The organism is Candidatus Tisiphia endosymbiont of Ceraclea dissimilis (genome assembly GCF_964030735.1).
Classification (GTDB): Bacteria; Pseudomonadota; Alphaproteobacteria; order Rickettsiales; family Rickettsiaceae; genus Tisiphia.
Genome location: NZ_OZ034917.1, coordinates 738,581 through 763,213 on the forward strand (window position 1 = coordinate 738,581; position 24,633 = coordinate 763,213).

At 32.8% G+C, this 24,633-nt stretch carries 23 protein-coding genes and 2 tRNA genes; 11 read left to right on the forward strand and 14 right to left on the reverse strand.

Annotation, left to right across the window (positions count from 1 at the left end):
* Nucleotides 1–164: 164 nt before the first annotated feature.
* Both ACQH1V_RS03590 and ACQH1V_RS03595 read left to right on the forward strand, forming a co-directional pair.
* Nucleotides 165–719 carry a hypothetical protein gene (locus tag ACQH1V_RS03590; RefSeq protein ID WP_425360800.1) on the forward strand — a complete coding sequence of 185 codons (555 nt, stop codon included), beginning with the start codon at nucleotides 165–167 and terminating at the stop codon, nucleotides 717–719.
* A gap of 21 nt (nucleotides 720–740) precedes the next feature.
* Nucleotides 741–1,658 carry an Rpn family recombination-promoting nuclease/putative transposase gene (locus ACQH1V_RS03595; protein ID WP_425360801.1) on the forward strand — a complete coding sequence of 306 codons (918 nt, stop codon included), beginning with the start codon at nucleotides 741–743 and terminating at the stop codon, nucleotides 1,656–1,658.
* Nucleotides 1,659–1,871: 213 nt separating this feature from the next.
* Here the strand turns inward: ACQH1V_RS03595 and ACQH1V_RS03600 are convergent, their stop codons facing one another.
* Nucleotides 1,872–2,492: a bifunctional (p)ppGpp synthetase/guanosine-3',5'-bis(diphosphate) 3'-pyrophosphohydrolase gene (locus tag ACQH1V_RS03600; protein WP_425360802.1), complete on the reverse strand. Its 621-nt coding sequence runs from the start codon at nucleotides 2,490–2,492 to the stop codon at nucleotides 1,872–1,874.
* Between the two features lie 335 nt (nucleotides 2,493–2,827).
* Between ACQH1V_RS03600 and ACQH1V_RS03605 the strand changes: the two genes are divergently transcribed.
* On the forward strand, nucleotides 2,828–5,824 hold the full coding sequence (locus tag ACQH1V_RS03605; protein ID WP_425360803.1) for a LuxR C-terminal-related transcriptional regulator: 2,997 nt from the start codon (nucleotides 2,828–2,830) through the stop codon (nucleotides 5,822–5,824).
* Between the two features lie 138 nt (nucleotides 5,825–5,962).
* On the opposite strand, the gene ACQH1V_RS03610 is transcribed toward ACQH1V_RS03605, so the two are convergent.
* Nucleotides 5,963–6,039, reverse strand: a tRNA-Pro gene (locus ACQH1V_RS03610).
* Nucleotides 6,040–6,291: 252 nt separating this feature from the next.
* On the opposite strand from ACQH1V_RS03610, the gene trmD reads away from it, so the two are divergent.
* Complete coding sequence (trmD, locus tag ACQH1V_RS03615) at nucleotides 6,292–7,002, forward strand: tRNA (guanosine(37)-N1)-methyltransferase TrmD (RefSeq protein WP_094648993.1); 711 nt, start codon at nucleotides 6,292–6,294, stop codon at nucleotides 7,000–7,002.
* Nucleotides 7,003–7,006: 4 nt separating this feature from the next.
* On the forward strand, nucleotides 7,007–7,432 hold the full coding sequence (rplS, locus tag ACQH1V_RS03620) for a 50S ribosomal protein L19 (RefSeq protein WP_341758947.1): 426 nt from the start codon (nucleotides 7,007–7,009) through the stop codon (nucleotides 7,430–7,432).
* Nucleotides 7,433–7,610: 178 nt separating this feature from the next.
* Here the strand turns inward: rplS and recN are convergent, their stop codons facing one another.
* The 3 genes from recN to ACQH1V_RS03635 all read right to left on the reverse strand — a co-directional run bounded on the left by recN (nucleotide 7,611) and on the right by ACQH1V_RS03635 (nucleotide 10,595).
* Complete coding sequence (gene recN, locus ACQH1V_RS03625) at nucleotides 7,611–9,365, reverse strand: DNA repair protein RecN (RefSeq protein WP_425360804.1); 1,755 nt, start codon at nucleotides 9,363–9,365, stop codon at nucleotides 7,611–7,613.
* 6 nt (nucleotides 9,366–9,371) lie between these two features.
* On the reverse strand, nucleotides 9,372–10,130 hold the full coding sequence (locus ACQH1V_RS03630; protein ID WP_341749447.1) for an outer membrane protein assembly factor BamD: 759 nt from the start codon (nucleotides 10,128–10,130) through the stop codon (nucleotides 9,372–9,374).
* Between the two features lie 380 nt (nucleotides 10,131–10,510).
* Nucleotides 10,511–10,595: transfer RNA gene (locus ACQH1V_RS03635), tRNA-Leu, on the reverse strand.
* A gap of 160 nt (nucleotides 10,596–10,755) precedes the next feature.
* Between ACQH1V_RS03635 and ACQH1V_RS03640 the strand changes: the two genes are divergently transcribed.
* On the forward strand, nucleotides 10,756–11,490 hold the full coding sequence (locus ACQH1V_RS03640) for a Bax inhibitor-1/YccA family protein (protein ID WP_094649008.1): 735 nt from the start codon (nucleotides 10,756–10,758) through the stop codon (nucleotides 11,488–11,490).
* A gap of 8 nt (nucleotides 11,491–11,498) precedes the next feature.
* On the opposite strand, the gene ACQH1V_RS03645 is transcribed toward ACQH1V_RS03640, so the two are convergent.
* Complete coding sequence (locus tag ACQH1V_RS03645) at nucleotides 11,499–11,795, reverse strand: hypothetical protein (protein ID WP_094648996.1); 297 nt, start codon at nucleotides 11,793–11,795, stop codon at nucleotides 11,499–11,501.
* A gap of 48 nt (nucleotides 11,796–11,843) precedes the next feature.
* Between ACQH1V_RS03645 and ACQH1V_RS03650 the strand changes: the two genes are divergently transcribed.
* A complete protein-coding gene (locus tag ACQH1V_RS03650) occupies nucleotides 11,844–11,951 on the forward strand; it encodes a palindromic element RPE2 domain-containing protein (RefSeq protein ID WP_410520889.1) in 108 nt (35 codons plus the stop codon).
* Nucleotides 11,952–12,065: 114 nt separating this feature from the next.
* Here the strand turns inward: ACQH1V_RS03650 and ACQH1V_RS03655 are convergent, their stop codons facing one another.
* Together ACQH1V_RS03655 and ACQH1V_RS03660 are read right to left on the reverse strand one after the other, a co-directional pair.
* Nucleotides 12,066–12,833, reverse strand: a complete 768-nt coding sequence (locus ACQH1V_RS03655) for an NAD kinase (RefSeq protein ID WP_341749448.1) — start codon at nucleotides 12,831–12,833, stop codon at nucleotides 12,066–12,068.
* A complete protein-coding gene (locus ACQH1V_RS03660) occupies nucleotides 12,824–13,492 on the reverse strand; it encodes a phosphatase PAP2 family protein (RefSeq protein ID WP_341759466.1) in 669 nt (222 codons plus the stop codon). Before ACQH1V_RS03660 ends, ACQH1V_RS03655 begins: the two co-directional genes overlap by 10 nt.
* A gap of 63 nt (nucleotides 13,493–13,555) precedes the next feature.
* On the opposite strand from ACQH1V_RS03660, the gene ACQH1V_RS03665 reads away from it, so the two are divergent.
* The 4 genes from ACQH1V_RS03665 (at nucleotide 13,556) to ACQH1V_RS03680 (ending at nucleotide 18,391) form a co-directional block, all read left to right on the forward strand.
* Nucleotides 13,556–15,229 (forward strand): ribonuclease J, encoded by a 1,674-nt coding sequence (locus tag ACQH1V_RS03665; protein WP_425360805.1) that lies wholly within the window; start codon nucleotides 13,556–13,558, stop codon nucleotides 15,227–15,229.
* Nucleotides 15,230–15,675: 446 nt separating this feature from the next.
* A complete protein-coding gene (gene ubiG, locus ACQH1V_RS03670; RefSeq protein ID WP_425360806.1) occupies nucleotides 15,676–16,425 on the forward strand; it encodes a bifunctional 2-polyprenyl-6-hydroxyphenol methylase/3-demethylubiquinol 3-O-methyltransferase UbiG in 750 nt (249 codons plus the stop codon).
* Between the two features lie 8 nt (nucleotides 16,426–16,433).
* Nucleotides 16,434–17,837 carry a glutamate--tRNA ligase gene (gene gltX, locus ACQH1V_RS03675; RefSeq protein ID WP_425360807.1) on the forward strand — a complete coding sequence of 468 codons (1,404 nt, stop codon included), beginning with the start codon at nucleotides 16,434–16,436 and terminating at the stop codon, nucleotides 17,835–17,837.
* A gap of 5 nt (nucleotides 17,838–17,842) precedes the next feature.
* Nucleotides 17,843–18,391, forward strand: coding sequence for a DUF6314 family protein (locus ACQH1V_RS03680; RefSeq protein ID WP_425360808.1), 549 nt, complete (start codon nucleotides 17,843–17,845; stop codon nucleotides 18,389–18,391).
* A gap of 574 nt (nucleotides 18,392–18,965) precedes the next feature.
* Here the strand turns inward: ACQH1V_RS03680 and ACQH1V_RS03685 are convergent.
* The 6 genes from ACQH1V_RS03685 to pyrH form a co-directional block, all read right to left on the reverse strand.
* Complete coding sequence (locus ACQH1V_RS03685; protein ID WP_094649003.1) at nucleotides 18,966–19,577, reverse strand: outer membrane protein; 612 nt, start codon at nucleotides 19,575–19,577, stop codon at nucleotides 18,966–18,968.
* Nucleotides 19,578–19,695: 118 nt separating this feature from the next.
* Nucleotides 19,696–21,192: an NADH-quinone oxidoreductase subunit M gene (locus ACQH1V_RS03690; protein WP_375333790.1), complete on the reverse strand. Its 1,497-nt coding sequence runs from the start codon at nucleotides 21,190–21,192 to the stop codon at nucleotides 19,696–19,698.
* A 20-nt stretch (nucleotides 21,193–21,212) separates the two neighbouring features.
* Nucleotides 21,213–22,703, reverse strand: coding sequence for an Asp-tRNA(Asn)/Glu-tRNA(Gln) amidotransferase subunit GatA (gene gatA, locus ACQH1V_RS03695; RefSeq protein ID WP_341749312.1), 1,491 nt, complete (start codon nucleotides 22,701–22,703; stop codon nucleotides 21,213–21,215).
* A gap of 3 nt (nucleotides 22,704–22,706) precedes the next feature.
* The gene (gatC, locus tag ACQH1V_RS03700; protein ID WP_425360809.1) at nucleotides 22,707–23,009 is read right to left on the reverse strand and encodes an Asp-tRNA(Asn)/Glu-tRNA(Gln) amidotransferase subunit GatC; all 303 of its coding nucleotides are present in this window, start codon (nucleotides 23,007–23,009) and stop codon (nucleotides 22,707–22,709) included.
* Between the two features lie 256 nt (nucleotides 23,010–23,265).
* Entirely contained in the window at nucleotides 23,266–23,826 is a 561-nt protein-coding gene (gene frr, locus ACQH1V_RS03705) for a ribosome recycling factor (RefSeq protein ID WP_094649316.1), read from the reverse strand.
* 5 nt (nucleotides 23,827–23,831) lie between these two features.
* Nucleotides 23,832–24,548 carry a UMP kinase gene (gene pyrH, locus ACQH1V_RS03710; protein WP_094649315.1) on the reverse strand — a complete coding sequence of 239 codons (717 nt, stop codon included), beginning with the start codon at nucleotides 24,546–24,548 and terminating at the stop codon, nucleotides 23,832–23,834.
* Between the last annotated feature and the right edge of the window lie 85 nt (nucleotides 24,549–24,633).

The following is a 24,633-nucleotide window of genomic DNA, read 5'->3' on the forward strand; positions in this document are numbered from 1 at the left end:
GAAGCAATGAATGTGGATTGCCACGACCTACTTGCGTGGTCTCGTAATGGTGTCTTGTACTTAATTCTGCAATTTTTTAATTGCCACGGGGTTTATGCGTAAGGCGAGTAAGTAATGAATACCTTTATTAGTTAATTTATAAATGAATTTTATAGGAGAATTTTATGGGAACATATTTAACCGTTGGCATAGTGCAAAATATTGCAGTCGATAAGAGACGCATAAAGTATCCAGATATAACAGTTGAGCATATTACCAGGCGATTAAACGATGAACTAAATCTTGATTATTATAATTATAGTGAAGATAATGACGGATATTACTGGGAAATTAAACCACAAACTCTTGAAGGAAACCTAGTGGATTTTCTAGATGCTCAATTCCAAATGTACACAAGTAAAAAACATAGAAATATGCAAGAGGTTATTGAAAAATTAACAAAAACTAAGAACGGCGAAGAAATAATAAAATTAGCCGCAGATAAACATTTTGTTAATTTTCAGTTAGTTGAGCAAATAATTGAATATGTAGAGGTAATCCGTGACAACGGCTTTAGCGAGCATATCTGCCTATGTTACAGTTTAATCTCGTATTTTATGGATGGAAAAATCATCATGGAAGGTTACGGTGGGATGTTCAGATATTTTGAACATAATATACGTTTGCAAAGAGAAAAATACCCTTTAGCAGATTGTATAAAAGTCATGATTACTAGTTAAAATAAATATAGAGTTAGATTTATGTCAAATATTAGTCCTAGGGTTGATATTGCCTTTAAAAAAATCTTCGGAGTTGAAGAGAATAAGGATTTGCTTATTTCGCTGATCAATTCGATTGTATCTAGAGAAGATCAAGTAACAGAAGTACAACTTCTCAATCCATATAATCCAAAAAATTTCAAGAGCGATAAATTATCAATTTTAGATATTAAAGCTCAAGGAAAAGATGGCAAAAGATTTAATATCGAAATGCAAATTACTGATGCGGATGATTATGACAAAAGAGCTCTGTATTATTGGGCAAAGTTATATACTGAGCAATTAAAGAATGCAGAAGATTATGCTACTTTATCGAAAGCCATTGGTATTCATATATTAAACTTTACCTCTATTTTACATGAAAATAAATATCATAATGTGTTTCATATAGTAGAAAAAGATAGTGGTTTGTTATATTTCAAAGATTTAGAATTGCATACTATTGAGCTAAATAAGTTTACTAATAATCCGAAGGAGCAGCTGACGGACATAGTAAAGAAGGTAAAAACCTCTCTTGATAGATGGAGTACTTTTTTAACTAGACATGATTTGCTGAACAAAGATAATTTACCTAAAGAGTTAAATGATGCTAGCCTAAAAAAAGCCCTGACAGTTCTGGATGTGATGAATTTCACTAAAGAAGAACGTGATTCATATGAAGAACACCTGAAATGGCTACGTATTGAAGCTAACACTCTCAAGAAAGCACGGAGGGAAGGCAAAGAAGAAGGTAGAGAAGAAGGTATCCAAATTGGTGAAGTCAGAGGTAGAGTAGAAGGTAAAGCTGAATTAATAAAAATGATGATAGAAAATGGCAGTTCTATTGAGGAAGTAGCGAAAATGACGGGTCTAGCTATTACCAGAATTAATGAATTATTGGAAAATAAAAATGCCTCTTAATATCTTTCATAGTTTAATATAGCTAACCCGATTAGTATTTGTCCATTTGCTTAAATAAAAAAATGTCATGTATGGACGAGTTGGTTTGTTAACAAAGAAAATAAAGCTACAAAGGAGGCATTCATTCTTGCGTAGACATATTATGAACATGTCAAAAATAACTAAAGTAATTATATATTTTTAATTTTTTAGCTTTTGTCCAAAGCCCAAAAGTTACTCAATAACTTTATTCAATTGTACATCATGCAAATTACGACAAACATTTTCAATTGCCTGCTCGTAATCAATAAGTTCCGCTATAGTCCAATTAAACTGGTCGAAAATATTATATGCATTATTGATCTGACTATTAATACCAGCTGTATTAAGTCTTACATTATATAATAACTTTTTTATTAATTCTGTTTCCTGTGTTTTTTTATATTCATCATGGTTTGCTGTACCAAATTCTGCAATATTATGCATCTCTCTGGTTCGTATTTGTATTTCTATGTTACGTTCATAAACATCAACTACAGCTATAACATGCAAAGAACGATAGCCATTATTCTTAGGATTATCAATATAGTTTTTAGACTTCTTGATATTAACAGAATAGAGATTGTAAATAATAGCCAATACTTTGTAACAATCTTCTTTTTTATCAACTATAATTCTAAAAGCAATTATATCAGTTAATTCTTTTAAAGTAATAGTTTTTCTTAATATCTTCTTTAAAACAGAACAAGGATCTTTTAATCTGTAATGTATTTCAGCTACTATATCATTTTTATATAGTTTAGTACTAATATCACCTATGATATTACGTAAGTTGTTAGTATTTGTATCTTGCATAATTATACTCTACTATAATGCAGTGAACTTGTTTAAAATACTTATGACTTCTTTGACTTATGCGGGAAGTCTAATAATTTAAGTTGTAGCTTAGCTAATATTTAACCTGAAAGAATATATTAAAACCTATATTAAAATTATTTTAATATATTAAGTGTTGTAAAATATTTCAATTGTTAAAAAGTATTAAGTATTATACGTAAGTAAAAAATACATGGATATAATTCAGAAAATTAGCGATTATGTTTTGTATTTAAAATACAATTCTCTAATCTTTAGTAAATGATCTTTTAAGATTTATAGGATGATAGTAGTTTAAATAAATTATATATATTATGGAAAATAAGAATATCTTGTACCCACAAGAGATTTATGAGAAACATTTGTTAATAATTAACAATATCAGATTTACATCAAGAGAAATAGATGTAATAGCATGCATTGTACATGGGAAAAATGCAAAAGGAATAGCTAGTTTTTTATCAAATGAGGATAAACAGATCGAGACGAGAACTATTGAAAGTCATATTTCTAATATCAAACGGAAAGTAGCCACAAATTCTCGAGAAGGTATTATAAATTTTATAGAAGAATCTGATAAATACAAATTAGTACAAAGTTATTATTTAAGTTTATTAATCCAACAAGAATTTAGAAAAATCTTGAAGGAAATTTTTATATTAACAAAGTCTGATGCTATATCATTTTTTATTGTTTTACAAAGCCTGAGAAATAATGGATCAGAAAACAATGATTTAAACTTGATGATCAATAAGATACGTAGTGATTTACAACTTATAGGTATAACAGTTTTTGTAGAGCTGCGAGAAAATCTTGATGCTCATATAGTTTTAGGAAAGCACAAGAACAAAGGCAAAAAACAGTCAAGACAATGTATAATCTATGTTCTATCTGTAAATGAAGCTAATATAGCTAAACAACAGCAAGGTAATAATCATGTTATTATTTCTAATGAGCAGAATATATCCAAGGTATTTTTTCTTATACCGCAGGAAGAGCAATGTATAAAATTTCTACCTAAACAAAGTAATTTTGAATATATTAATCTCTTACCATCTAAACAATATCATTTTATTTTTTTAGAAATTATCACAAAAGTTTTTTCTAATGAGAATATAGACAACATGATCCTTAAGTTTAGTGAAAGATATAATAATATTATATCGAATAATACCTGTTCAGTTTTTCCTAAACCTCATTTGACAGATAAGAATATTAAAAGTAAAGCCAAGAATATTTACTTACAAATATTTGGTGTATTGGTTCTGATTATTTGTAGTACTTATCTTTTAATGTTTGATTTAACTATTAAAAAAACAGTCAAGAGTAAAGAAATAGAAGTGCAATGGTCTAAACTACAATATCCAATAATATTTCCTAAAAATCTAACTAGCTGGAATATACCTAGACAAGATCATGTTTTTATTGGTAGAGAAAAACTATTGAGGGATTTGTATAATAAATTACATTACAATCATACATCTGATGTAACAAGTAATTTAGCAATTACTGCATGTGCTGGACTTGGCGGAATAGGCAAAACACAATTAGCCTTGCAATATATAAATTATACAGAGCATCCTTATACACTTAAAGTTTGGTTTCTTGCAGAAAATATTGATCATTTATATAACAAATATGTTGAATTTGCTAAGTTATTAGGACATGCAGAAGTCATCTATACAAGAGAAAGCATTATCGCTTATGTTAAACAATGGCTAGCTAAAAATCCAGGGTGGCTTTTAGTTTATGACAACGTAAACAATTATCGTGAAATCGAACCATTTTTACCAGAATCTGGCGGATATGTGATTTTAACAACTCGTCAGCGTTATTGGCCAACAAAGTTTTCAGTGTTGCCTATTGATATCATGACAGAAGAGGAGGCTATCAAAACAATAAAGACCTTAATACAGCGAAATATAGCAGAAGAACAAAATACTATAAAAGAATTAGTTGGAGTTTTAGGATATTTACCCTTAGCATTGGTGCAAGCTGGTGCTTACGTTAAACAAAAACATATCACTATTCTAGAATATTTGGATCTTTATAAAAAGTATGAAACAGAATTACTATCGGACAACACTTTTTTAGATGAAACAAATACCTATAATTACCCAGTAGCAATAACCTGGAATATTAGTTTAGAGGCAATTGTTAGAGATACTAAAATTAATAATAGACCACCTATAGCTATTGAGCTTTTAACAGTATGTGCTTACCTAGCACCAAATAAAATCTCTCGTAAACTATTACTCAAATGGTTACAAACAGCTTATCCTCATTTACCATCTCCACAATTAACGTTAAACAAACATATTGCTCTATTGTGGCAATATTCAATGATCAATTATGATGACAATGATAATATCGCTATTCATCGCCTAGTACAGGCAGTATTACGTCATCAACTTAGTCAATCGTTAGACAGTAAGGATAATATTTGTTCTACCTTAAATTTAAGATGGTTTGAGTCATTATTGCGGTTTTTTATAGATAATGAGCATGAGTTTAAGCTAACTAATTCTTTTCAACAACTTCTTGAAACTAGTCGACAATTTAAAACTAAATTTAAGAATAAATATAATGAAGATCTTGCTGCAATGGACTTGATGATTTCTTCGGTCTATTTTCACCAAGAAAAATATGAAAATTTTCTAAAGATAGTTGATAAGGTTAATAAATATTTGCAGAAAACTGAAGGCTTAGAAATATTAAAATGTAAAATTCTATATGTATATTCGGCATATTTTTGTAAAATTGGTAATTATCAAAAGGCAGAACAAAAAATAAATACAGCAATTAAAAGGTATAATAATATAAAAGTAGGTAAATCAATAAAGAATAATGATGTGAGAGGTTTAAAGGCGAAATTATTTTACCATAAAGCTAATCTTGTCTTAGCCAAAAATAAAAAAGCAAATAAAATTGATAGAAATAAACTAGAAATAGAAACGTCTATTAAATCAATTCAAGAAGCAATAGCTCTATTTAAGGAAGTTCATAACACTAGAGACTTTTTACAATCAATAGAATTATATGGAAAACTACTTATTTTGACCAACCAAATTGATAAAGTAATAGTAGAGTTTAGTAAATATAATAACTTAATTGAACAAATAGCTGATGATATAATAAAAATGGGTTTTTATTTAACTTATTCAGATGCTTATTTTAGCAAGGGAGACTTCAACAAAGCTCTGGATTATTGTAGTAAAGCTAAACATCAAGCAAAAAAATTGCATCTTAAGAATGAACTAAATAATATTAGCAATAAAGAAAGAGCTATTAAAGCCTCATTGCAAAAATGAACTATAGTTCCATTTATATATATAGTCAATTTAGGGGAATTGGGTAGCAGGAGCGACTAATAACAACTTCCCAAACTTCTCTCTAATTATTTAAGATTTTTAGTAAGAGCAAAAAAACTCTGGAAAGGTGATAAGTGATGGTCGGGGCAGAGAGATTTGAACTCCCGACCCTCTGGTCCCAAACCAGATGCGCTACCAGACTGCGCTATGCCCCGAATAAATGATAAAAATCAAAATAAGTACTAGGAGGCGAAGATAACGAAAATCTCCTAGTACTTAAGTGTTATAGTCAATTCAGGAGAATTTGGGGCTAGGAATGATGCCCATAAGTAATAGGCAAGCGACGAGTGACAACGTCCCCAATTTCTTATCAATTGACTATAAGTTAGATTGATATTGTTTAATTATATAGACTATAATATAACTCAAATCAATTTTTTTGTTTTAAAAATCATCATATTTATCAAATGTCTTCATTACACGCATCAATATTAACCATATTTCCAGAAATGTTTCCTGGATCTTTGAAATATTCCCTTGCAGGGCAAGCCTTAAAAAAAGGTATTTGGTCTTATAATGTGGTTAATATAAAAGATTTTGGGTTAACTAGACATAAAAATGTTGACGATGAAGCTTATGGCGGTGGTAGCGGACTGATAATGCGTCCGGATGTACTTGGTAGTTGTTTAGATAATGTTTTGTCTTCAAGTCCTAATACCCCAATATATTACCCATCACCAAGAGGAAAATTATTTAACCAAAATATTGCTCATCAAATTATACAAGAAAAACAAATAATAATTTTATGTGGGCGATTTGAAGGGATTGACGAACGTATAATTGAAGAGTATAATGTTAGAGAAATTAGTATAGGGGATTATATTTTATCTGGTGGCGAGGTAGCAGCCCTTACTATTCTCGATTGTTTGATTAGACTACTTCCGAATGTATTAGCAAACCAAGATACATTGCAATCAGAGTCTTTTGAGAAAAATGGTGAGTTTGCTGGATTGCTTGAATGTCCTTTATATACGAGACCAGTAAAATGGAAAAACAGAGAAGTTCCAAGTGTTTTGTTGTCTGGTAATCATCAGTTAATTAGAGATTGGAAAAGTAATCAGTCTATGGAGATTACTAAAAAACGTAGACCAGATTTATTAAATTTTATAGGAGTTTAAAGCGATGAATATTATTGAGCAATTTGAACAACAGCAAATTGCAAAACTAACCGAAAATAAAAAAATTCCTGATTTTAAGGCGGGAGATACTGTAAAGGTTACTGTAAAGATAATTGACCGAACAGTTGAGAAAGATGGTAAGGAAAAATTGTTAGAGAGACTGCAAGCATATGAAGGTGTGGTAATTGCTAGAAGAAATAGTGGAGTTGCATCTTCTTGCGTAGTTCGTAAGGTCAGTCATGGTGAAGGCGTAGAGAGACGATTTATGATTTTCTCACCGATGGTACATGCAATTGAAGTTGTAAAATATGGTGTAGTACGTCGTGCTAAACTCTATTACCTAAGAAACCTAAGTGGTAAAGCAGCTAGAATTAAAGAAAAACTTCAAGTAAACACTAAAAAAATAAATAAGAAAAAAGTTGTTGCTTAAGAAGGATACAACTATCTCGCAAGGTGCATATACGTCTTTAGCAAGACCATGTAGTGGTTGTGGCAATCCATTTCTAATTACTTTCCTGGATTGCTTCGTCGGCTACGCCTTCTCGCAATGACTTTTAAGATATAATACATCTCATTAATTTTGTGTGCATCACTTAGGAGGCAACCTCCTAAGGCTTAAGCAACTCTTTAGCTGCTTTTAGGCTCGCATCGGTAATGGATTTTCCTGAAATCATGCGAGCAAGCTCAGCTTGTCTTTCCTGAAGATTCAGGCTTTTTACCGTAATTTTAGTAGTTTCATCCAATTGTAGTTTGTTGACAATAATATGCTGATCTGCCTTACCCGCTACTTGAGGTTGGTGAGTAATAACAATCACTTGGGCAATAGAGCTAAGCTTTTTAAGTTTTTCTCCAACTTTATCGGCCACGATACCACCAATCCCGGTATCTATCTCATCAAAAATAATAATGTCTTTCAGTGATTTATCAAAGAGACAAGTTTTTAGTGCTAACATAAACCTTGATAATTCGCCACCAGAAGCAATTTTATCAATAGGTGCAAGTTGCATACCTGGATTTGTTGAGGCAACGAAACGTATATTATCAATACCATCAGACATCTTGCATAATAGCATCTGACTAGTTCTACCTTCCGTATTTTGCTTAGTTTCTTCTAAAAACTCCTCGCTTATGTTTAATTCTGCAAAATTTTTATTATTGGTTTGGTTAGAAGGATTATTTTTAGGTGCTATTTCTACTTTAAAAATCGCCTTTTCCATTTTAAGTTGTTCAAGCTCTTTTTGTACAGCTAATTCTAGATTTTTTGCACTAATAGAACGCTTGCATGATAAAGCTTCAGCTAGTTCAAAATATTTTTTATGTTCTGCTAGCTTATTAATATCTAGGATTTTAACATTATTGATTTTATTTTTAAGGGCATTTAATTGTTGATTAGAATTATCAAAAAATTCAGGTATTTTATCGCAAGAAATATTATATTTTCGTGCTATATCACGAATTTTAAATAGCCTTTCTTCCACTTCGTCTAAGTTAAATTCATTTCTATCAATGTTATTAATAATATTCTGTAATTTTATACGTGCTTCTTCTAAGCTATTATAGCAATCATCTAAATTTAATGAAATAGAGGCAAATTCTTCGTTTTGCTGTAAATTACGGTTTATCAAACGTTGAGCATTATTAATTGACTTATTAATTTCAGGGACTTCAAGATATGATAATATATCTTGGATCACTTGTATTTCTTTATCACGATTTTGTAAACTACGCCTTATAGTAACAAGCTTTTCTTCTTCTCCTGTTTGATAATCAAGAGCTTCTAATTCTTTGGTAACAAAGGTTAAATAATCTATTTCTTGTTCTATAGCATCTTTATCTCTGATAACTTTATTGATTTCTTTGGTAGTTGTCTGTAAAATATCAAAATGTTTTGATAATTCAGATCTTAAATTTACAAGCCCTCCATAATCGTCCAAAATGTTAATGTAGAAGGAAGGGCTAAGAAGAGAAGTATGACTATTTTGCCCATGAAGTTCAAATAAATAATCTGCTACTTGTTGCAAGGTACTTATCGTTACTACTTGATCATTAATAAGAAATTTCTTACGGTTGTTAGGTTTTTGAATACGTTTTATTAATAATTCCTGGTCATACTCAATATTAAATTGCTCCAAAAGCTTTTTTAAATCATCATTGAGAGTAAAGGTCGTAGCAACCGAACAGTAATCACTCCCATGTTTTATTACATTATCAGAGAATTTGTTACCTAAAGAGAACAAAATTGCATCTAGCAAAATAGACTTACCAGCTCCGGTTTCTCCGGTAATTACACATAGCCCCTTTTCAAACTCTATCTCCAATTCGTCTATCAGAATAAAGTTCTTAACCGAAAGACTTTGTAACATTATATTTCATTCTTTTAAAGAGTTATTAATTAGTGAGTAGCAATATTTATACCAAGTACTGTCCGGATAGTTATGACCGAGTACCGCGGCATATTTCTTTGCTTCATTGCTAAGACCTAGCATTAAATAACTTTCCACTAAGCGATAAAGTGCTTCTGGTATATGTGATGTAGTTTGATAATCATCTACAATAATCTGGAATCTATTGATAGCAGCTATGGGGTTATTCTGCATGAGATAATAACGACCTACGTCCATTTCCTTGCCAGCTAAATGATCATTTACTAAATCGATTTTTAAAGCTGCATCAATTGAATATTTTGTTTTTGGGAAAAGTCTTATCACATCTTCAAAACTCTTTTTAGCTAAAAAGGTTCTTGATTGATCAAGTTGTACATTCGAGATTTGCATATAATAGGATAATGCCTTTAGGTAATAGGCATATGCAATATCTTCATGCATTGGATGAAGCTTAATAAAGCTATCCAGTACATCTACTGCTTCTTCATACTGACCTCCGAGGAATAAAGAATATGACTGCATCAACTCAGCTTGAGGAGTCATTTTATTACCAGGATCTTGATAAAAAATCCTCGAAAATTCTTCGGCAGCTTTCAAATATTGTTGCTTTTCCAGTAAAATAAGACCATCATTGTATAATTCTGGAGCTGGAACTATTAAGTCTTCGTCCGTCTTCTTAGTTTTACAACCAGATAGGATTAAGCAGGTAGTGATTGTATAAAATAATAATTTTGCTAATTTCATCATAGAACTTGATAAGTTTTTTAAACTTAATTTATACACGAAACATCAATGAGTATACAAGATTATTTTAAAAATTATTATTTATAGTCAATTTGATGAGCAGTTGGTGACGGCATCGTTCAAAGCTCATAAGCGTCAATTTAAGAAAACAATAATTGAGAAATCGTCATTGCGAGGAGACCGTAAGGTCGATGAAGCAATCTAGAAAAGTGATTAAAAATGGATTGCCACGCCACCTACGGTGGCTCGCAATGACGATTTTCTACTTTATTTTCTTAAACTGACGCCTATGCACTCAATGCTTGCCTATTACTTATAGGCATCGCTCCTAGCCCCAAATTCTCCTGAACTGACTATAGCATAGATTTTTAGAACTATATTGGTACCTCTGGCCGGACTTGAACCAGCACGCCTTTGGGGCTGTAGATTTTGAGTCTACTGTGTCTACCATTCCACCACAGAGGCTAAATATGTCTAATCAGTAAAATAGCTAGATATTTGTACTATGTAAATAAATTACTTGATTAAAACTAAATTTTTATTTTAGAATTTTCTTCTTGAAAAGAAAAGGTTTGCATCCTATACTATATTATATAGAGATAATAACATATTCATGGGGTTTCTTATGGTTGATTATACAAAAACTTTTACCGCCACTCAGAAAACATATGATGCAGGACTGAGAGAATACATGCTAAAAGTCTATAATTATATGGCTTTAGCTCTTGTGCTAACTGGAGTAACAGCTATTGCTACTATATCATTCGATCCATTGACCAGGCTTTTATTTCAGACTGCACCAAATGGACAATTTATAGGCAATACTGGTTTGGGAACGTTGGTAATGATTTCTCCTTTGGGGATTGCTTTGTACTTCTTTATGGGCTTTGGCAAGATGAGTTTAGAAACTACTAAAGTATTGTTTTGGGTTTATGCTGCATTAACTGGTATGTCCTTAGCATCTCTTGGGCTTATCTATACTGGAGAGTCAATTGCTCGGACTTTCTTCATTTGCTCATCTGTCTTTGGAGCAATGAGTCTTTATGGCTACAGTACCAATAGAGATTTAACATCAATGGGATCATTTCTTGTTATGGGATTGTTTGGTATTATCATTGTATCGTTGGTTAACATATTTTTACAAAGTTCCGCTATATATTTTGCGACATCTCTAATTGGGGTTGCTGTATTTATGGGGCTTATTGCATGGGATACTCAAAAAATTAAGTCGATGTATTTTATGTCTGGTGGTGGAGAATTAGGACAAAAAATGTCTATAATGGCTGCTTTTAGCTTATATTTAGACTTTATCAACTTGTTCTTATATCTTTTAAGATTCTTTGGTAATAGAAGAAGCTAGAACTGACGTCATTGCGAGCTGATATGTCCCCACGAAATTAAGTATGATAAAGCTCCGTCTTTATAATAGATTGCCAGGGGTTCTAGCAATGGTTTTATGGTATGCAAATAATTAAATTCAATAATAAATTTCCCAAGGGTAAAATACGAATAAATCTTTTTATCTTTTACTGTATTAGGTTGGAAAATTCTTTGCATACCTTGGCTATAGCCTACCACACCTATAACCCAATATGTTATAATAACAATAACCCTTTTACCATCGGGTATTATACTCTTTAATTTATTTAGAAATTCTACCGTCATTTAATACTGTTTTTACATCCATAACCTATTATAGTCAATTCAGGGGAATTGGGTAGCAGGAACGATGGAGCGACGCCTATAAGTAATAGGCGAGCGACGAGTGACGACGTCACCAACTTCCCATCAATTGACTATATCTCCATCATCATTAAATAATGATGATATTCTATCAATTTTTGCTATTTTGCAACAGTTTCGTGGGGATACATCAGATTACAATGACGTTCCGCAATTTTTAAATTGCCATGGGGATTTTATGCGTAAGATAAGTTACTCATTAAATTGCTCTTTGATAATTCGATTTTCAAGGCTATTTTTTTTATCAAATAGTAATTTGATCATCTTGTTTTTTGCTGATTTAATTAATACTGACTTAATATCGTCAAATTCCTGAAAATCGGCAGCTGCATTTACTGGTCTTTTATTACTTTCTAAAATTTCAAATCTTATAGTAGTGGAAAATGGTAATAACGCACCGTGCCAACGTCTTGGACGAAAAGGACAAATTGGCGTTAGACATAATACATTTGACTCAAGTGGTAAAATAGGTCCCCCGGCAGATAAGTTGTACGCACTGCTACCAGCTGGAGTCGCAACCATTGCCCCATCAGCTACTAATTCACTCATACGTTCAACTTGATCAATTTCAATCTTAAATTTAGCTGCTTGGTTGGTTTTACGAAATATCGAGACTTCATTAATAGCTAGGGCAGTATAGGTTTTACTATCTACAGTTTCTACTTGCGTCTCTAAAGGGTATAAATGAGAAACTATTGATTCTTGTAAATTATCTATTAATTTTTCTATAATAATTGAATTCATTAAAAACCCAATATTACCAGAGTTAATTCCATAAAAAGGAACGTTTAGGTGCATATAACGATGTATCGCATGTAATAATTCGCCATCTCCTCCAACTACAATAATTACTTCTGCTTCTTCCACTTTGCAGAATTTATAGAATAGTTCGAGCTGCTTAACTAGTTCTAACGATTTCGTGGAATTGTTAAAAATAATTGCAATTTTATTTATATTAATTTTAGTTTTTGCCAACATAAATACAATATATGGTTAATTATTAATACAAAAAAACATGAGGCTAGTACATCACTTAAAAAATGCCCCCCCATTAATATGCGACTTAACCCAATTAATGAGCCGAAAATTAAGGTGATACTGTAGATTCTTGAGAAATATATAACAGGAGCAATATACGCAAGGCTAGTTAAACTATATCCCATAGCTGCATGTCCTGATGAAAATGAGCAGTTATGTACACATTCATTAGAAATTGAAAAAGCTCGAGTAAAATTTTTGGAACCATTAAAATTTTTAATTTGCACAGGACGAGCCCTGCCAAAATGTTCTTTAAATAGATGATTCACCAATAATCCAGGACCTATTGCTGTAGACAAAATTATATAAAAGCTCCCAGAAATAATAAGTCTATTAAAAGTTTTATACTTAACAATTAAGTAAATTAAGTATAATAATGTTACTGTAAGTAGTAGTTTAGTTAATATTGGAATAATTTCAAACAATAATTGGACAATGCTATTGTTACGGTAGATAAATCCATCTTTACTGTCGTAGAATAAATTTGAGAAATCTATATCAAAATTAGGAAATAGTACGATCAATAATAAGACTATACCAAAAGCAAATATGTTCGCATAAACTAAATTAGTATTAATCATAGACTAAAAGCCGAAAATAAGGTATAAAAATATACTTAAACCATACATAATATAGAAGTTAACATGCCATTCAACATTAAAAACCATAAAAATGCTTTACTATTCTTACCACTTGGCGGGTCAAATGAAATCGGCATAAACGTCAATCTATATCATTATAAGGGAAAGTGGTTGATGGTTGATTGTGGTAGCGGCTTTGCTGATAACTATTTACCAGGTGTTGATATGATAATTGCTGATATTAGCTTTATCGAACAATATAAAAAAGATTTGTTAGCTTTAGTCCTAACTCACGCACATGAAGATCATTTGGGAGCAATCCAATATTTGTGGAGCAGTCTAAAATGCCCAATATATGCAACTACCTTCACTGCAAATTTTCTGAAACTTAGATTAGCTGAATATGATTTTGCTAAAACTATAAAAATTCATGAAGTAAAACCTTCGGCAAAAATAAATCTTGATCCATTCCAATTAGAAATGGTACCGCTTACCCATTCAGCTCCCGAAATGCAAGCAATTATGATACGCACAGAAGCTGGCAATGTTTTTCATACTGGAGATTGGAAGTTTGACCATGATCCTTTACTCGGTGAAAAAGCTAACAAGGATTTACTAAAATCCTATGGCGATGAAGGGGTTTTAGCTTTAGTTTGTGATTCAACTAATGTATTTAATGCAGGGACTTCTGGCTCGGAAGGAGAAGTGCGTAAAAGTTTAATAGATATTATAGCAGGTTGCCCCCAAATGATTGTGGTAACAACCTTTGCTTCAAATTTGGCACGACTTGAAACTATAATTCATGCAGGTCAGATGGCAGGAAGAAAAGTAGTGCTATCAGGAAGAAGTTTGCATAGAATTTTGCTCGCAGCTCAGGAAAGTGGTTATATGAAAGATATTGCCCCTTTAATTGATGAGCGGGATGTTGCAAGATTTAAAAGGCAAGAACTTTTAATTATTGCTACTGGCTGTCAAGGGGAACCTCTAGCAGCTACTGCCAAAATGGCAAATAATAGTCATCCTAGTATCAAGTTAGCTCCTAAAGATACAGTTATATTCTCTTCAAAAATTATTCCTGGCAATGAAAAGAAAATTTTCCGTATGTTTAATATTTTCGTAAAAGCAGGAATTGAAGTGATAACTGAACGAGATCATTTCGTTCATGTTTCTGGACATCCATCAATTGACGAACTCAAGCAAATGTACGCCTTAATTAGACCTCAGATTTGCGTGCCAGTACATGGTGAACCGGTACACATACATGAGCAAGCAAAATTAGCTCGTAAAAATGGTATAAAGCATGCTATTGAAGTAGAAAATGGTAGCCTAGTATTACTTGATCCTCATAATCCACGTATTTTAACTAAAGTAACAACGGGTTATTTGGCTGTTGATGGCAATTATCTTTTACCAGCTGAATCATCAATTTTCAGAACCCGCAGACGTATGCGTGATGATGGTATAGTAGTTGCTTCTCTGATAATAAATAAGAAGGGCGAACTTACTTGTAGACCTATTTTATCTATGCCAGGACTTCTTGACTCTAATGATGATGCACAGCTAATTAATCTAATCAAAGATAATATTGCTGAAACAGTAGAAATTCAGAGAAAATCAAAAGGTAATCTCCTCGATGATCAGGTCGAAAATGCTGTAAGGTCAGCTATTCGCAAAATATTAAAACATGAAGTGAATAAATCGCCTCTTATTATAGTTAATGTGGAGAAAGCTATTTGAATTAGTTATCGTAGGCAGCCTTCTAGAGCGAAGCAATCCATCATTCTCGCCCACTATTGTCATTCTTAGCAATGGTTGGGAATCTGGATATCGCACCGAAGTAGGGATGACCCCACAACTGTTGAAAGTTAGAAGGTAAAGCGGATTTTAGATAGGTTTTTTGTCATTGCGAAACCACGCAAGTAGGTCGTGGCAATCCATCTTTGGTTACTTTTATGGATTGCTTCATTGACCTATGGTCTTTCTTGCAATGACGTTGACCACATACGACTTTTAAACTATTCGGTCTAAAACCGCTTCCTCTTCTAACTTTCAACAGTTGTGGGGATGACCCAAAACAGGGTTGCTTCGTCAACCTACGGTCTTTCTTGCAATGATGTCAGTTTGCTATGGATAAATGCTAATCGGTTTAGCTGTATAGTCAATATTATAACCAGTAGGGAACTATGTCTACACAATCTTCTATTAATCAAACAGAGCTAGAAAAATTTAGTAAGATTTCTAGCCAATGGTGGCAAAAAGATGGAAAATTTAAAATTCTTCATAAAATAAATCCAATTCGTGTTGGTTATGTAGTAGATAAGATAAAAGATCATTTTAACGTGCAGGATGACATATTACCTTGTTCAAATTTAAAAATTCTAGATGTAGGATGTGGAGGAGGATTAATTACCTCTCCTCTCTGTAAATTAAATGGCATAGTTACCGGCATAGATGCTTTACAAAGTAATATAGATATTGCAGTACAGTATGCTTCGGAACAAAGTTTGAATATACAATATCTTAAATCAACTGTTGAGGAATTAGTATACTCAGATGATTTAAATAAAAAACAGTATAAGTATGATGTGGTGCTGTGTTTAGAAGTAATAGAGCATATAGATAATCCTGGTGATTTTATAAAAAACCTGGCTAGCTTAGTAAAACCAAATGGTATGATTATAATTTCAACGATTAATCGTACAGTGAAATCATATATGCTAGCTATTTTGATGGCAGAATACCTACTTAATTGGGTACCCAAAAACACCCATGATCATAGTAAATTTCTTAAACCATCGGAAATTTACTCGATGTTCAATGATAATAATATTGGGCTTAAAGAGCTCAAAGGCTTAACCTATAATATCGTTAATGGACGTTGGCAGTTGAGTGATGATATAGATGTAAATTATTTTGCTTACTTAACTAAATAAAGGAAAATATGACTGTAATTACTAGATTTGCTCCATCTCCTACTGGCTTCCTGCATATTGGTGGGGCAAGGACGGCGTTGTTTAATTATTTATTTGCTAAACACCATAATGGTAAATTTTTGCTGCGAATTGAGGATACTGATCAAGCAAGATCAACCAAAGATGCAGTAGATGCTATATTTTCCGGCTTGAAATGGCTTGGTTTAAACTGGGATGGAGAAGTAATTTTTCAGTCTAAAAGAAATGATTTATACAAAAAAGCTGCTCTGAAGTTAGTAGATGAGGGGAAAGCTTATTATTGCTTTACTTCTCAACAAGAAATAGATAGACAGCGAGATAGTGCCATAGCTAATAAACAACATTTTTTGTTCGAAAGCCCTTGGCGGGATGTACCATCTTCTAATTCGCAGGAGCAGAAAAGTATCCCCGTTATCCGCTTGAAAGCCCCAAAAACTGGGCAAACAATTATTCATGACGCTTTACAAGGAGATGTTACTATTGAAAATTCGCACCTTGATGATATGGTATTGTTACGTAGTGACGGTACTGCTACTTATATGTTAGCGGTAGTGGTGGATGATCACGATATGCAGATTAGCCATATTATCAGGGGGGATGACCATTTAACTAATGCGGCTCGTCAAAAAATACTTTATCAAGCTTTTGGCTGGTATGTACCACATATGGTACATATACCGTTAATACATGGAGATGATGGAGCGAAATTATCTAAAAGACATGGGGCTCTTGGAGTAAAGGCTTACCAAGATATGGGGTATTTACCTGAGAGTTTGTGCAATTATTTACTAAGATTAGGCTGGAGTCATAAAGATGACGAGATTATTTCAAGATCACAAGCTATAGAATGGTTTGACCTTGATGGGCTAGGTAAATCACCAGCTCGTCTTGATTTTGCCAAAATGGATAGTTTAAATTCTCATTATTTACGTCAGCTTGATGACCAAACATTAACAGAAATGACTTGTCAGAGTTTACAAGAAAATTATCAAGTTACTGAGAAAGAAAAGGAATATATTAGACAAGCAATGCCAAGTTTGAAAATAAGAAGTACCAATTTAGTCGAATTAGCAAAACTAGCTAGGATTTATTTAGTTAATGTTCCTATTATCTATTCTGAAGAAGCTAAAGAACTGATCAATAATTGTGATAAAAATTTGGTGGGACAAGTTATAAAGGAATTGGAGAATTTAGCAAATTTTGATAAAGACTCAATTCAAATAAAATTTAAAGAAATTGCCAAGGATAATAATATTAAACTTGCAGATATCATGCAGTATATTAGAGCTTTAATGACAGGTATGACTACTTCCCCAAGTGTTTTTGAAATTATCGCTATAATTGGTAAAGAAAATGCTATTGATAGGTTATTGTATAAGGACGCTAAGGAATGAGGGAAATGATACATATAGTCAATTCAGGGGAATTTGGGGCTAGGAACGATGGAGCGACGCCTATAAGTAATAGGCGAGCATTGAGCAACGACGTCACCAACTTCCCATCAATTGACTATATATTCTACAACCTAGTTGGAACCTATAGTATTACGAGAATTTTAGGTAATTATGGCACAGCTAAAGGAATTGCTTATTTTATAGAGGATAAAAAGCCTATATATTCAAAATATCCATCTATATTATATAGAGAAGAACTTGATGTCAACTATCACGGTAGTAGCACTAAGGTAAAAGCCTTTAAGGAATATATATACTCTCTAGAACAAGACAAAATTGTAAAGTATTTTGTTAATGAGAATAACAATACTTTATTTTACCAAATGCATTTTATCTCTAACAATCCTTGCCAAGTTGAAGCTACCCATCAATGTAACTTAGATATTTATCAAGCTAGTTACATATTCTTAAATAAAGATTCTTTTGACTTGAGTTATAAGATTTCAGGACCTAATAAAGATTATACCATCAAAACTAGTTTTATTAGGCTTTGAGGCTTGCAATATCTTTCAACGTCATTGTGAGACCACGCAAGTAGGTCGTGGCAATCCATTTTTGGTTACTTTTACTCGATAATCAAGTTTTTTGCAGAGCTATCTTTAAACGCAAAATTTGTCATTCCCGCGTAGGCGGGAATCTATTATAGATCCCGCACCGAAGTAGGGATGACCAGCACCCTACAATTTTTATTCTATAAGTATTAAACAGCATAAAAACGTCATTGCGAGTAGGCGTAAGCCTACGAAGCAATCCATATAGTCTTGATGTATCTATACTAATTCTCATGGATTGCTTCGTCGCTACTAAAATAGCTCCTCGCAATGACGTTTTTACCCTGTCATTCCCGCTTCGGTGTGGAATCTAGCCCCCTGCTTACGCAGGGGTGACACAAAAATGGATTGCTGCGTCACCGCTTTTAGCAGCTCCTCGCAATGACCCTTAGCAGTCAGCTTTTTTACTCATCATAAGGAAATAAATAAAAAATTCTAGAGCTATGATAAGTAATAGGCGAGCGACTAGTGACGACGTCACCAACTTCTCATCAATTGAGACTATAGCCAGGTAAACTTATACATCAAACCTAATGCCAAGTGTTACATTATGACCTTTATAAGGCAATGACTTAACATGATTCTTTATCTCTTTGGTACTACCAAGATTTTTCCAGCTATAAGCTACCTCAACTTTTATTACAGGAGCTAACTTGGCAGCAGCTCCAAAAGTAAGGTGATATACTAGGTTATTTTTTTTACTATTAGAAACTGAAGTACCAAGCTTATTATTGGTAATTTCGTTTTTCAGATGACCAACACCAGCACCAGCTCCAATAAATAATTCACAAATGCTTATATCAAAAATATCGACATAACCACTAAGCACTAAAGTAGTAATTTGGGGCTTAATTTTTGAGTCCACACCGGCAAAAGAGTGTTTTACTTGCTGATTAGCAAAAAAATCAAGCATAAGATCAAGTCTAACATTATCTAGAACATAATAACCCACACCTCCACCAACAATAGCAGCAGTATTCTGCTGTAACTCTTTATCATTTAACTTAATATTATTCATTTTATTTGCCCCAACTTCTACCTTCAAATAAAATTGATTATCAATGGCCCAAGAGGAAGCAGAAAATAAGAGCGAAACGCTAATGATTGTTAGTAATAATAAATTTTTCATATTTTTATTTTTTATTTAGAGTCTACTATAAATTAGACTTATTATCCAGCTTATTTTGTTAAATGAAAAGCTGTAGGACTTCCTAAAGCATCCACAGTTGATTGATGACACACCCTAATTATTTTACAACATAAAATAATTGTAACAAAATCTTGTGAATTGACACATCAAGCATATTGATAATTGCATTTGGTAGCAAACCTAAGTAAATTATTGTTATACATAATGGTATAATTGCAATCATTTCATAGAGATATAAATCTTTAAAGCTTGCAACCTGAACATTAGTAATTTGTCCTAGCATTACTTCTTTGTAAAGTTTTAGCATATAAACAGCTCCAAGAATAATACCAACAGCACTTATTATAGCTAGCACTATATTGGCTTGATAAATACCTATTAAACTTAAAAATTCTCCTATAAAACCGCTAGTGCCTGGTAAACCTATAGAGCCAAGCATGGCAATCATAAACAAAGTGGCAAGTATTGGCATTTTATTTGCTACACCACCATATTGGTCTATTTCCTTAGTATGCAATCTGTCATATAAAGTACCAACTATCAAAAACAAAGTAGATGCTACCACACCATGACTAATCATTTGATATATTGCCCCCTTAATTCCCACTTCTGTCAAACTAAAAATCCCAGCAGTAACATAGCCCATATGAGCTATTGATGAATAAGCTATCATCTTTTTCATATCTCTTTGAGCTAGTGCCACTAATGAACCATATATTACAGCAAATATACTCAGCACTAATACATAAAATGCAAATTCTTTTGATATATTTGGAAACATTGGTAATGACACTCGTAAAAAACCATATGCTCCAAGTTTTAATAATATCCCAGCCAAAATGACAGACCCAGCAGTTGGTGCTTGTACGTGTGCATCAGGAAGCCATGTGTGGAATGGTAGCATAGGCACTTTTACCGCGAAGGCTATAAAGATTGCCAACCATAAAACTCTCTGTACCGATAATGCTAATAAAGGTATTGATTCGTTCAGAACAAGCATATTAAAGCTGTGAAATTGGCTATAAATATATAGCAACGACAATAAGAAAAATACCGAACCAAAGAAAGTATAGAGGAAGAACTTTACAGCCGCATAAACTCTATTTTCACCTCCCCAAATTCCTATAATTAGATACATCGGGATTAATATTACTTCAAAAAATAAGTAAAATAATAGTAAATTCATTGAGGAAAAAGCCCCAATGCAAAAAGATTCAATTAATAAAAAACAAAACAAAAATTCTTTAATATATTTTTTGACGGTAAATAGACTAGCTATAATACAGATAAGGGTTAAAAAGCTGGTCAGAACAACAAAAAATACTGAAATTCCATCGACTCCAATGTGGAATTCAAGACCTATATATTGAACCCAATTATAGCATTCGACAAATTGATAAAGTTTTGATGTACTATCAAATTGAACTAATAAACAAATAGTAGCTATTAATGTTAGTACAGAGCTTAAAACTGCAACATATATCGCATAAACTTGTTTATTAACCGACCTACTCTGTCTAATAAACAGCAGAATATATAATGCACTTAGTAAAGGCAAAAAAATGCTTATTGATAAGATCGGTAAATCTGACATTCTAAACTCTAATAATCCAATTAACTCCGTTTATTAGAATATATAAAACTAATATTTTTCGAACCACGCTCAATTGCTGCTGCTACCTTTAAAGTATTATATTCATCAAGGGCTTTGCCTATTACTTGCATCCCAAGAGGTAATCCTCTAGAAGATAAAGCAGCTGGTACAGAACAACAAGGAAGACCGGCAAGACTAGCTGGAATAGTAAATAAATCGTTTAAATACATTGTCACAGGATTATCTTGTTTCTCACCTAAGTTAAAGGCTTCGGATGGGGCAGATGGCAAAATTATTGCTTCAACTCGCCCAAAAGCTTTGTTAAAATCATCTGAAATCAAGCGTCTTATTTTTTGTGCTTTTAAATAATAAGCATCCATAAGAGTAGATGAAAGCAAATAAGTACCAATCATAATACGTCTTTTAACTTCAGAGCCAAAACCAGCACTCCTTGTTTTTTGATACATTTCTTCAATAGATACTCCATCATTTTCTGCCCTAAAACCATATCTTACACCATCATATCTTGATAAATTAGATGAGGTTTCAGCAGGTGCTATCACATAATATGCAGATAGTGCATATTTAGAATATGGTAATGAAATATCAATAATTTCTACCCCATCATTTTTAAGAATATCAATAGTATTTTGCCACATCTTAATAATGTCAGGCTGTATACCCTGTTTTCTCATAAGATCAAATGGAACGCCTATCTTCATATTTTTTACACTAGCATTACATGCTGACCTTAGTTGTGGTACCTCGGAGTCGATAGAAGTAGAATCCTTCTCATCAAATCCCATCATGGCTTGTAGCATTAAAGCGTTATCTTCAACAGTTCTTGTAAGCACGCCAGCTTGGTCAAGCGAACTAGCAAAAGCAATCATCCCATATCTAGAACATCGACCATATGTTGGTTTGAATCCGACAACTCCGGTATAACTGGCAGGTTGACGAACAGAGCCACCTGTATCACTTCCAAGAGCTGCCATAGCTAAAAAAGCACTAACAGAAGCTGATGCTCCCCCAGAAGACCCCCCTGGAACTAGTGGAGTGGAAGGTGCGTCTACAGCCTTCCAAGGACTAATAACGTTACCGAAATAGCTGGTAATATTAGCAGAACCCATGGCAAATTCATCCATATTAGTCTTACCAAGCATTATTGTACCATGCTCTTGCACTTTATTACTTACAGTCGATTCGTATGTTGGTATAAATTTACTAAGCATTCTTGAGCCTGCAGTAGTTAGCACTCCTTTTGTGCAAAAAAGATCTTTTACAGAGATGGGAATTCCTTCTAATGACTTTTCTATTCCTTTATGGTAATTTTGATCAGCAATTTTAGCTTGCTGTAAAGCCGTATCTGTAGTTTCAGTAATATAGGCATTCAGCTCTTTATGCTTATCCATTTCTGCAATATGAGCTTTAGTTAGCTCAACACATGAGAATTCTTTGCTCTTTAGTGCTTTCAGGGCTTGGGTTATGGTTAATTTTACAATTTCTGACATATTTTACTCTACTACTTTTGGTACTACAAAACATTTTACTTCTCTGGCAAGTTCTGCTTTATCATTTGGTAAGTTAGCAAATAACTCATCAGAGAGATCACCATACAATACTTGATCTTTTCGCATTCTTTGGTTCATACCACAAACTGAAGTAAGTGGTTGAACGTTACTACAATCTACATCGTTTAAAATGTTAATCATATTCATGATCTCAGTCAGATGCTGGGAAAAACTATTTATTTCCTCTTTGCTAAAATCAAACCTAGCAAGTTTTGCTATTCTTTGTACTTCTTCATTTGTAATCATTATATACCCAAATATTTACAGTCAATGTTGTTTAAAATAATATTATAGCATGAAATATATCTACACTAATAGCATGAAGTCATTTTTTAAGAATAATTATACTTATTTTGCATTGGACGATTACGTAACTTATCCAATACGTCAAAATGATGCAAAGCAAATTGTAAGTTGTCATTCCCACCCACTATGGTAATTCCCGCTTCGGTACGGAATCTAGATACCTGCTTACGCAGGTATGACACTGAATTGAATATACTTAAACAGTCATTATTTCTTGTTCTTTTTGCTTAACATGCGAGTCGACTTTATTACTATACTCATCAGTTAATTTTTGGATTTCTTCTGAAAAATTATGATGTTCGTCCTTAGTTATGATATTGTCTTTTTCTGACTTTTTTAACTCCTCATTACCGTCCCTTCTGATATTACGCAATGCAATTTTAGTATTTTCTCCATATTTGTGAGCAAATTTAACAAGCTCTTTGCGACGTTCTTCAGTAAGTAATGGAATGGTAATTCTGACTAATTGCCCATCTGATGATGGATTTAGACCTAGATTTGCATCAGTAATGGCTTTTTCTACAGCTTTTATCATAGATTTATCCCACACTTGCACCGTGATAGTCCTGGCATCTGGAGTAGAAAGACTTGCTACTTGTGACAAAGGCATTTTATCTCCATAGGCTTCAACCAATACCGGATCAAGTAAATTAACTGAAGCTCGACCAGTTCTGAGTCCCTTAAGTTCGTGATCCAATATTTTTAACGAGCTATCCATTTTTGATTGTAACTCTTTATATATAGTTGTTTTATCCATATCTATTAATCTTCTTGAATTTTTGTATACTCACCTTTTCCTTGCAGTACTTTTGCAAAGTTACCTTTCTCTCTAATTGAAAATACCTTAATTGGCAAGTTATTTTCTCTAGCCACTGCAACGGCAGCAATATCCATAACTTGTAAGTTCTCTTTTAGAAGATCAGTATAACTGATAGTGGAATATTTTACTGCATTAGGGTTTTTCGTTGGATCGGAATCATATACACCATTAACTTTAGTGCCTTTTAATAATAAATCACAACTCATTTCAATGGCTCTTAGGACACCCGCACTATCGGTAGTGCAAAATGGATTACCAGTTCCGCCGGAAAAAATTACTACTCTACCTTTTTCTATATGTCTTTTTGCTTTACGACGTATATAAGGCTCACAAATACTCATCATGGGGATTGCTGAAAGAACTCTAGTATGAACACCTAAACTTTCCATAATATTTTGTAAAGTAAGTGCATTTATTACCGTACCAAGCATACCAATATAATCACCGGCAGCTCTTTCAATACCAAATGCAGAATTAGTTCCACGATAAATATTACCACCGCCAACAACCACACATACCTGTACACCAATATCTATTGCTTCCTTTATATCCTCAGCAATCCTTAATATTACAGAATATTCGTGACCAAATTGCTTGTCACCCATTAAGGCTTCGCCAGAAACTTTTAGCAAAACCCGTTTATATTTTAAATGTGACATAAATTTTACATTGTTGTTAAATTATTGATTTATATAATTCTACACAAACCTATTGGATAGCTGTGGGGTGAGCATCTTATAACAA

What these genes read in the sequence shown, in the direction of transcription:
- trmD (WP_094648993.1), top strand. Translation starts at nt 6,292, where the DNA reads ATGTCTTCATTACACGCATCAATATTAACCATATTTCCAGAAATGTTT.
- ACQH1V_RS03685 (WP_094649003.1), bottom strand. Translation starts at nt 19,577, where the DNA reads ATGAAAAATTTATTATTACTAACAATCATTAGCGTTTCGCTCTTATTT.
- ACQH1V_RS03595 (WP_425360801.1), top strand. Translation starts at nt 741, where the DNA reads ATGTCAAATATTAGTCCTAGGGTTGATATTGCCTTTAAAAAAATCTTC.
- ACQH1V_RS03680 (WP_425360808.1), top strand. Translation starts at nt 17,843, where the DNA reads ATGATACATATAGTCAATTCAGGGGAATTTGGGGCTAGGAACGATGGA.
- ACQH1V_RS03665 (WP_425360805.1), top strand. Translation starts at nt 13,556, where the DNA reads ATGCCATTCAACATTAAAAACCATAAAAATGCTTTACTATTCTTACCA.
- ACQH1V_RS03640 (WP_094649008.1), top strand. Translation starts at nt 10,756, where the DNA reads ATGGTTGATTATACAAAAACTTTTACCGCCACTCAGAAAACATATGAT.
- ACQH1V_RS03605 (WP_425360803.1), top strand. Translation starts at nt 2,828, where the DNA reads ATGGAAAATAAGAATATCTTGTACCCACAAGAGATTTATGAGAAACAT.
- gatC (WP_425360809.1), bottom strand. Translation starts at nt 23,009, where the DNA reads ATGATTACAAATGAAGAAGTACAAAGAATAGCAAAACTTGCTAGGTTT.
- gltX (WP_425360807.1), top strand. Translation starts at nt 16,434, where the DNA reads ATGACTGTAATTACTAGATTTGCTCCATCTCCTACTGGCTTCCTGCAT.
- gatA (WP_341749312.1), bottom strand. Translation starts at nt 22,703, where the DNA reads ATGTCAGAAATTGTAAAATTAACCATAACCCAAGCCCTGAAAGCACTA.
- ACQH1V_RS03660 (WP_341759466.1), bottom strand. Translation starts at nt 13,492, where the DNA reads ATGATTAATACTAATTTAGTTTATGCGAACATATTTGCTTTTGGTATA.
- ACQH1V_RS03645 (WP_094648996.1), bottom strand. Translation starts at nt 11,795, where the DNA reads ATGACGGTAGAATTTCTAAATAAATTAAAGAGTATAATACCCGATGGT.
- ACQH1V_RS03600 (WP_425360802.1), bottom strand. Translation starts at nt 2,492, where the DNA reads ATGCAAGATACAAATACTAACAACTTACGTAATATCATAGGTGATATT.
- ACQH1V_RS03630 (WP_341749447.1), bottom strand. Translation starts at nt 10,130, where the DNA reads ATGAAATTAGCAAAATTATTATTTTATACAATCACTACCTGCTTAATC.
- ubiG (WP_425360806.1), top strand. Translation starts at nt 15,676, where the DNA reads ATGTCTACACAATCTTCTATTAATCAAACAGAGCTAGAAAAATTTAGT.
- recN (WP_425360804.1), bottom strand. Translation starts at nt 9,365, where the DNA reads ATGTTACAAAGTCTTTCGGTTAAGAACTTTATTCTGATAGACGAATTG.
- frr (WP_094649316.1), bottom strand. Translation starts at nt 23,826, where the DNA reads ATGGATAAAACAACTATATATAAAGAGTTACAATCAAAAATGGATAGC.
- rplS (WP_341758947.1), top strand. Translation starts at nt 7,007, where the DNA reads ATGAATATTATTGAGCAATTTGAACAACAGCAAATTGCAAAACTAACC.
- pyrH (WP_094649315.1), bottom strand. Translation starts at nt 24,548, where the DNA reads ATGTCACATTTAAAATATAAACGGGTTTTGCTAAAAGTTTCTGGCGAA.
- ACQH1V_RS03690 (WP_375333790.1), bottom strand. Translation starts at nt 21,192, where the DNA reads ATGTCAGATTTACCGATCTTATCAATAAGCATTTTTTTGCCTTTACTA.
- ACQH1V_RS03590 (WP_425360800.1), top strand. Translation starts at nt 165, where the DNA reads ATGGGAACATATTTAACCGTTGGCATAGTGCAAAATATTGCAGTCGAT.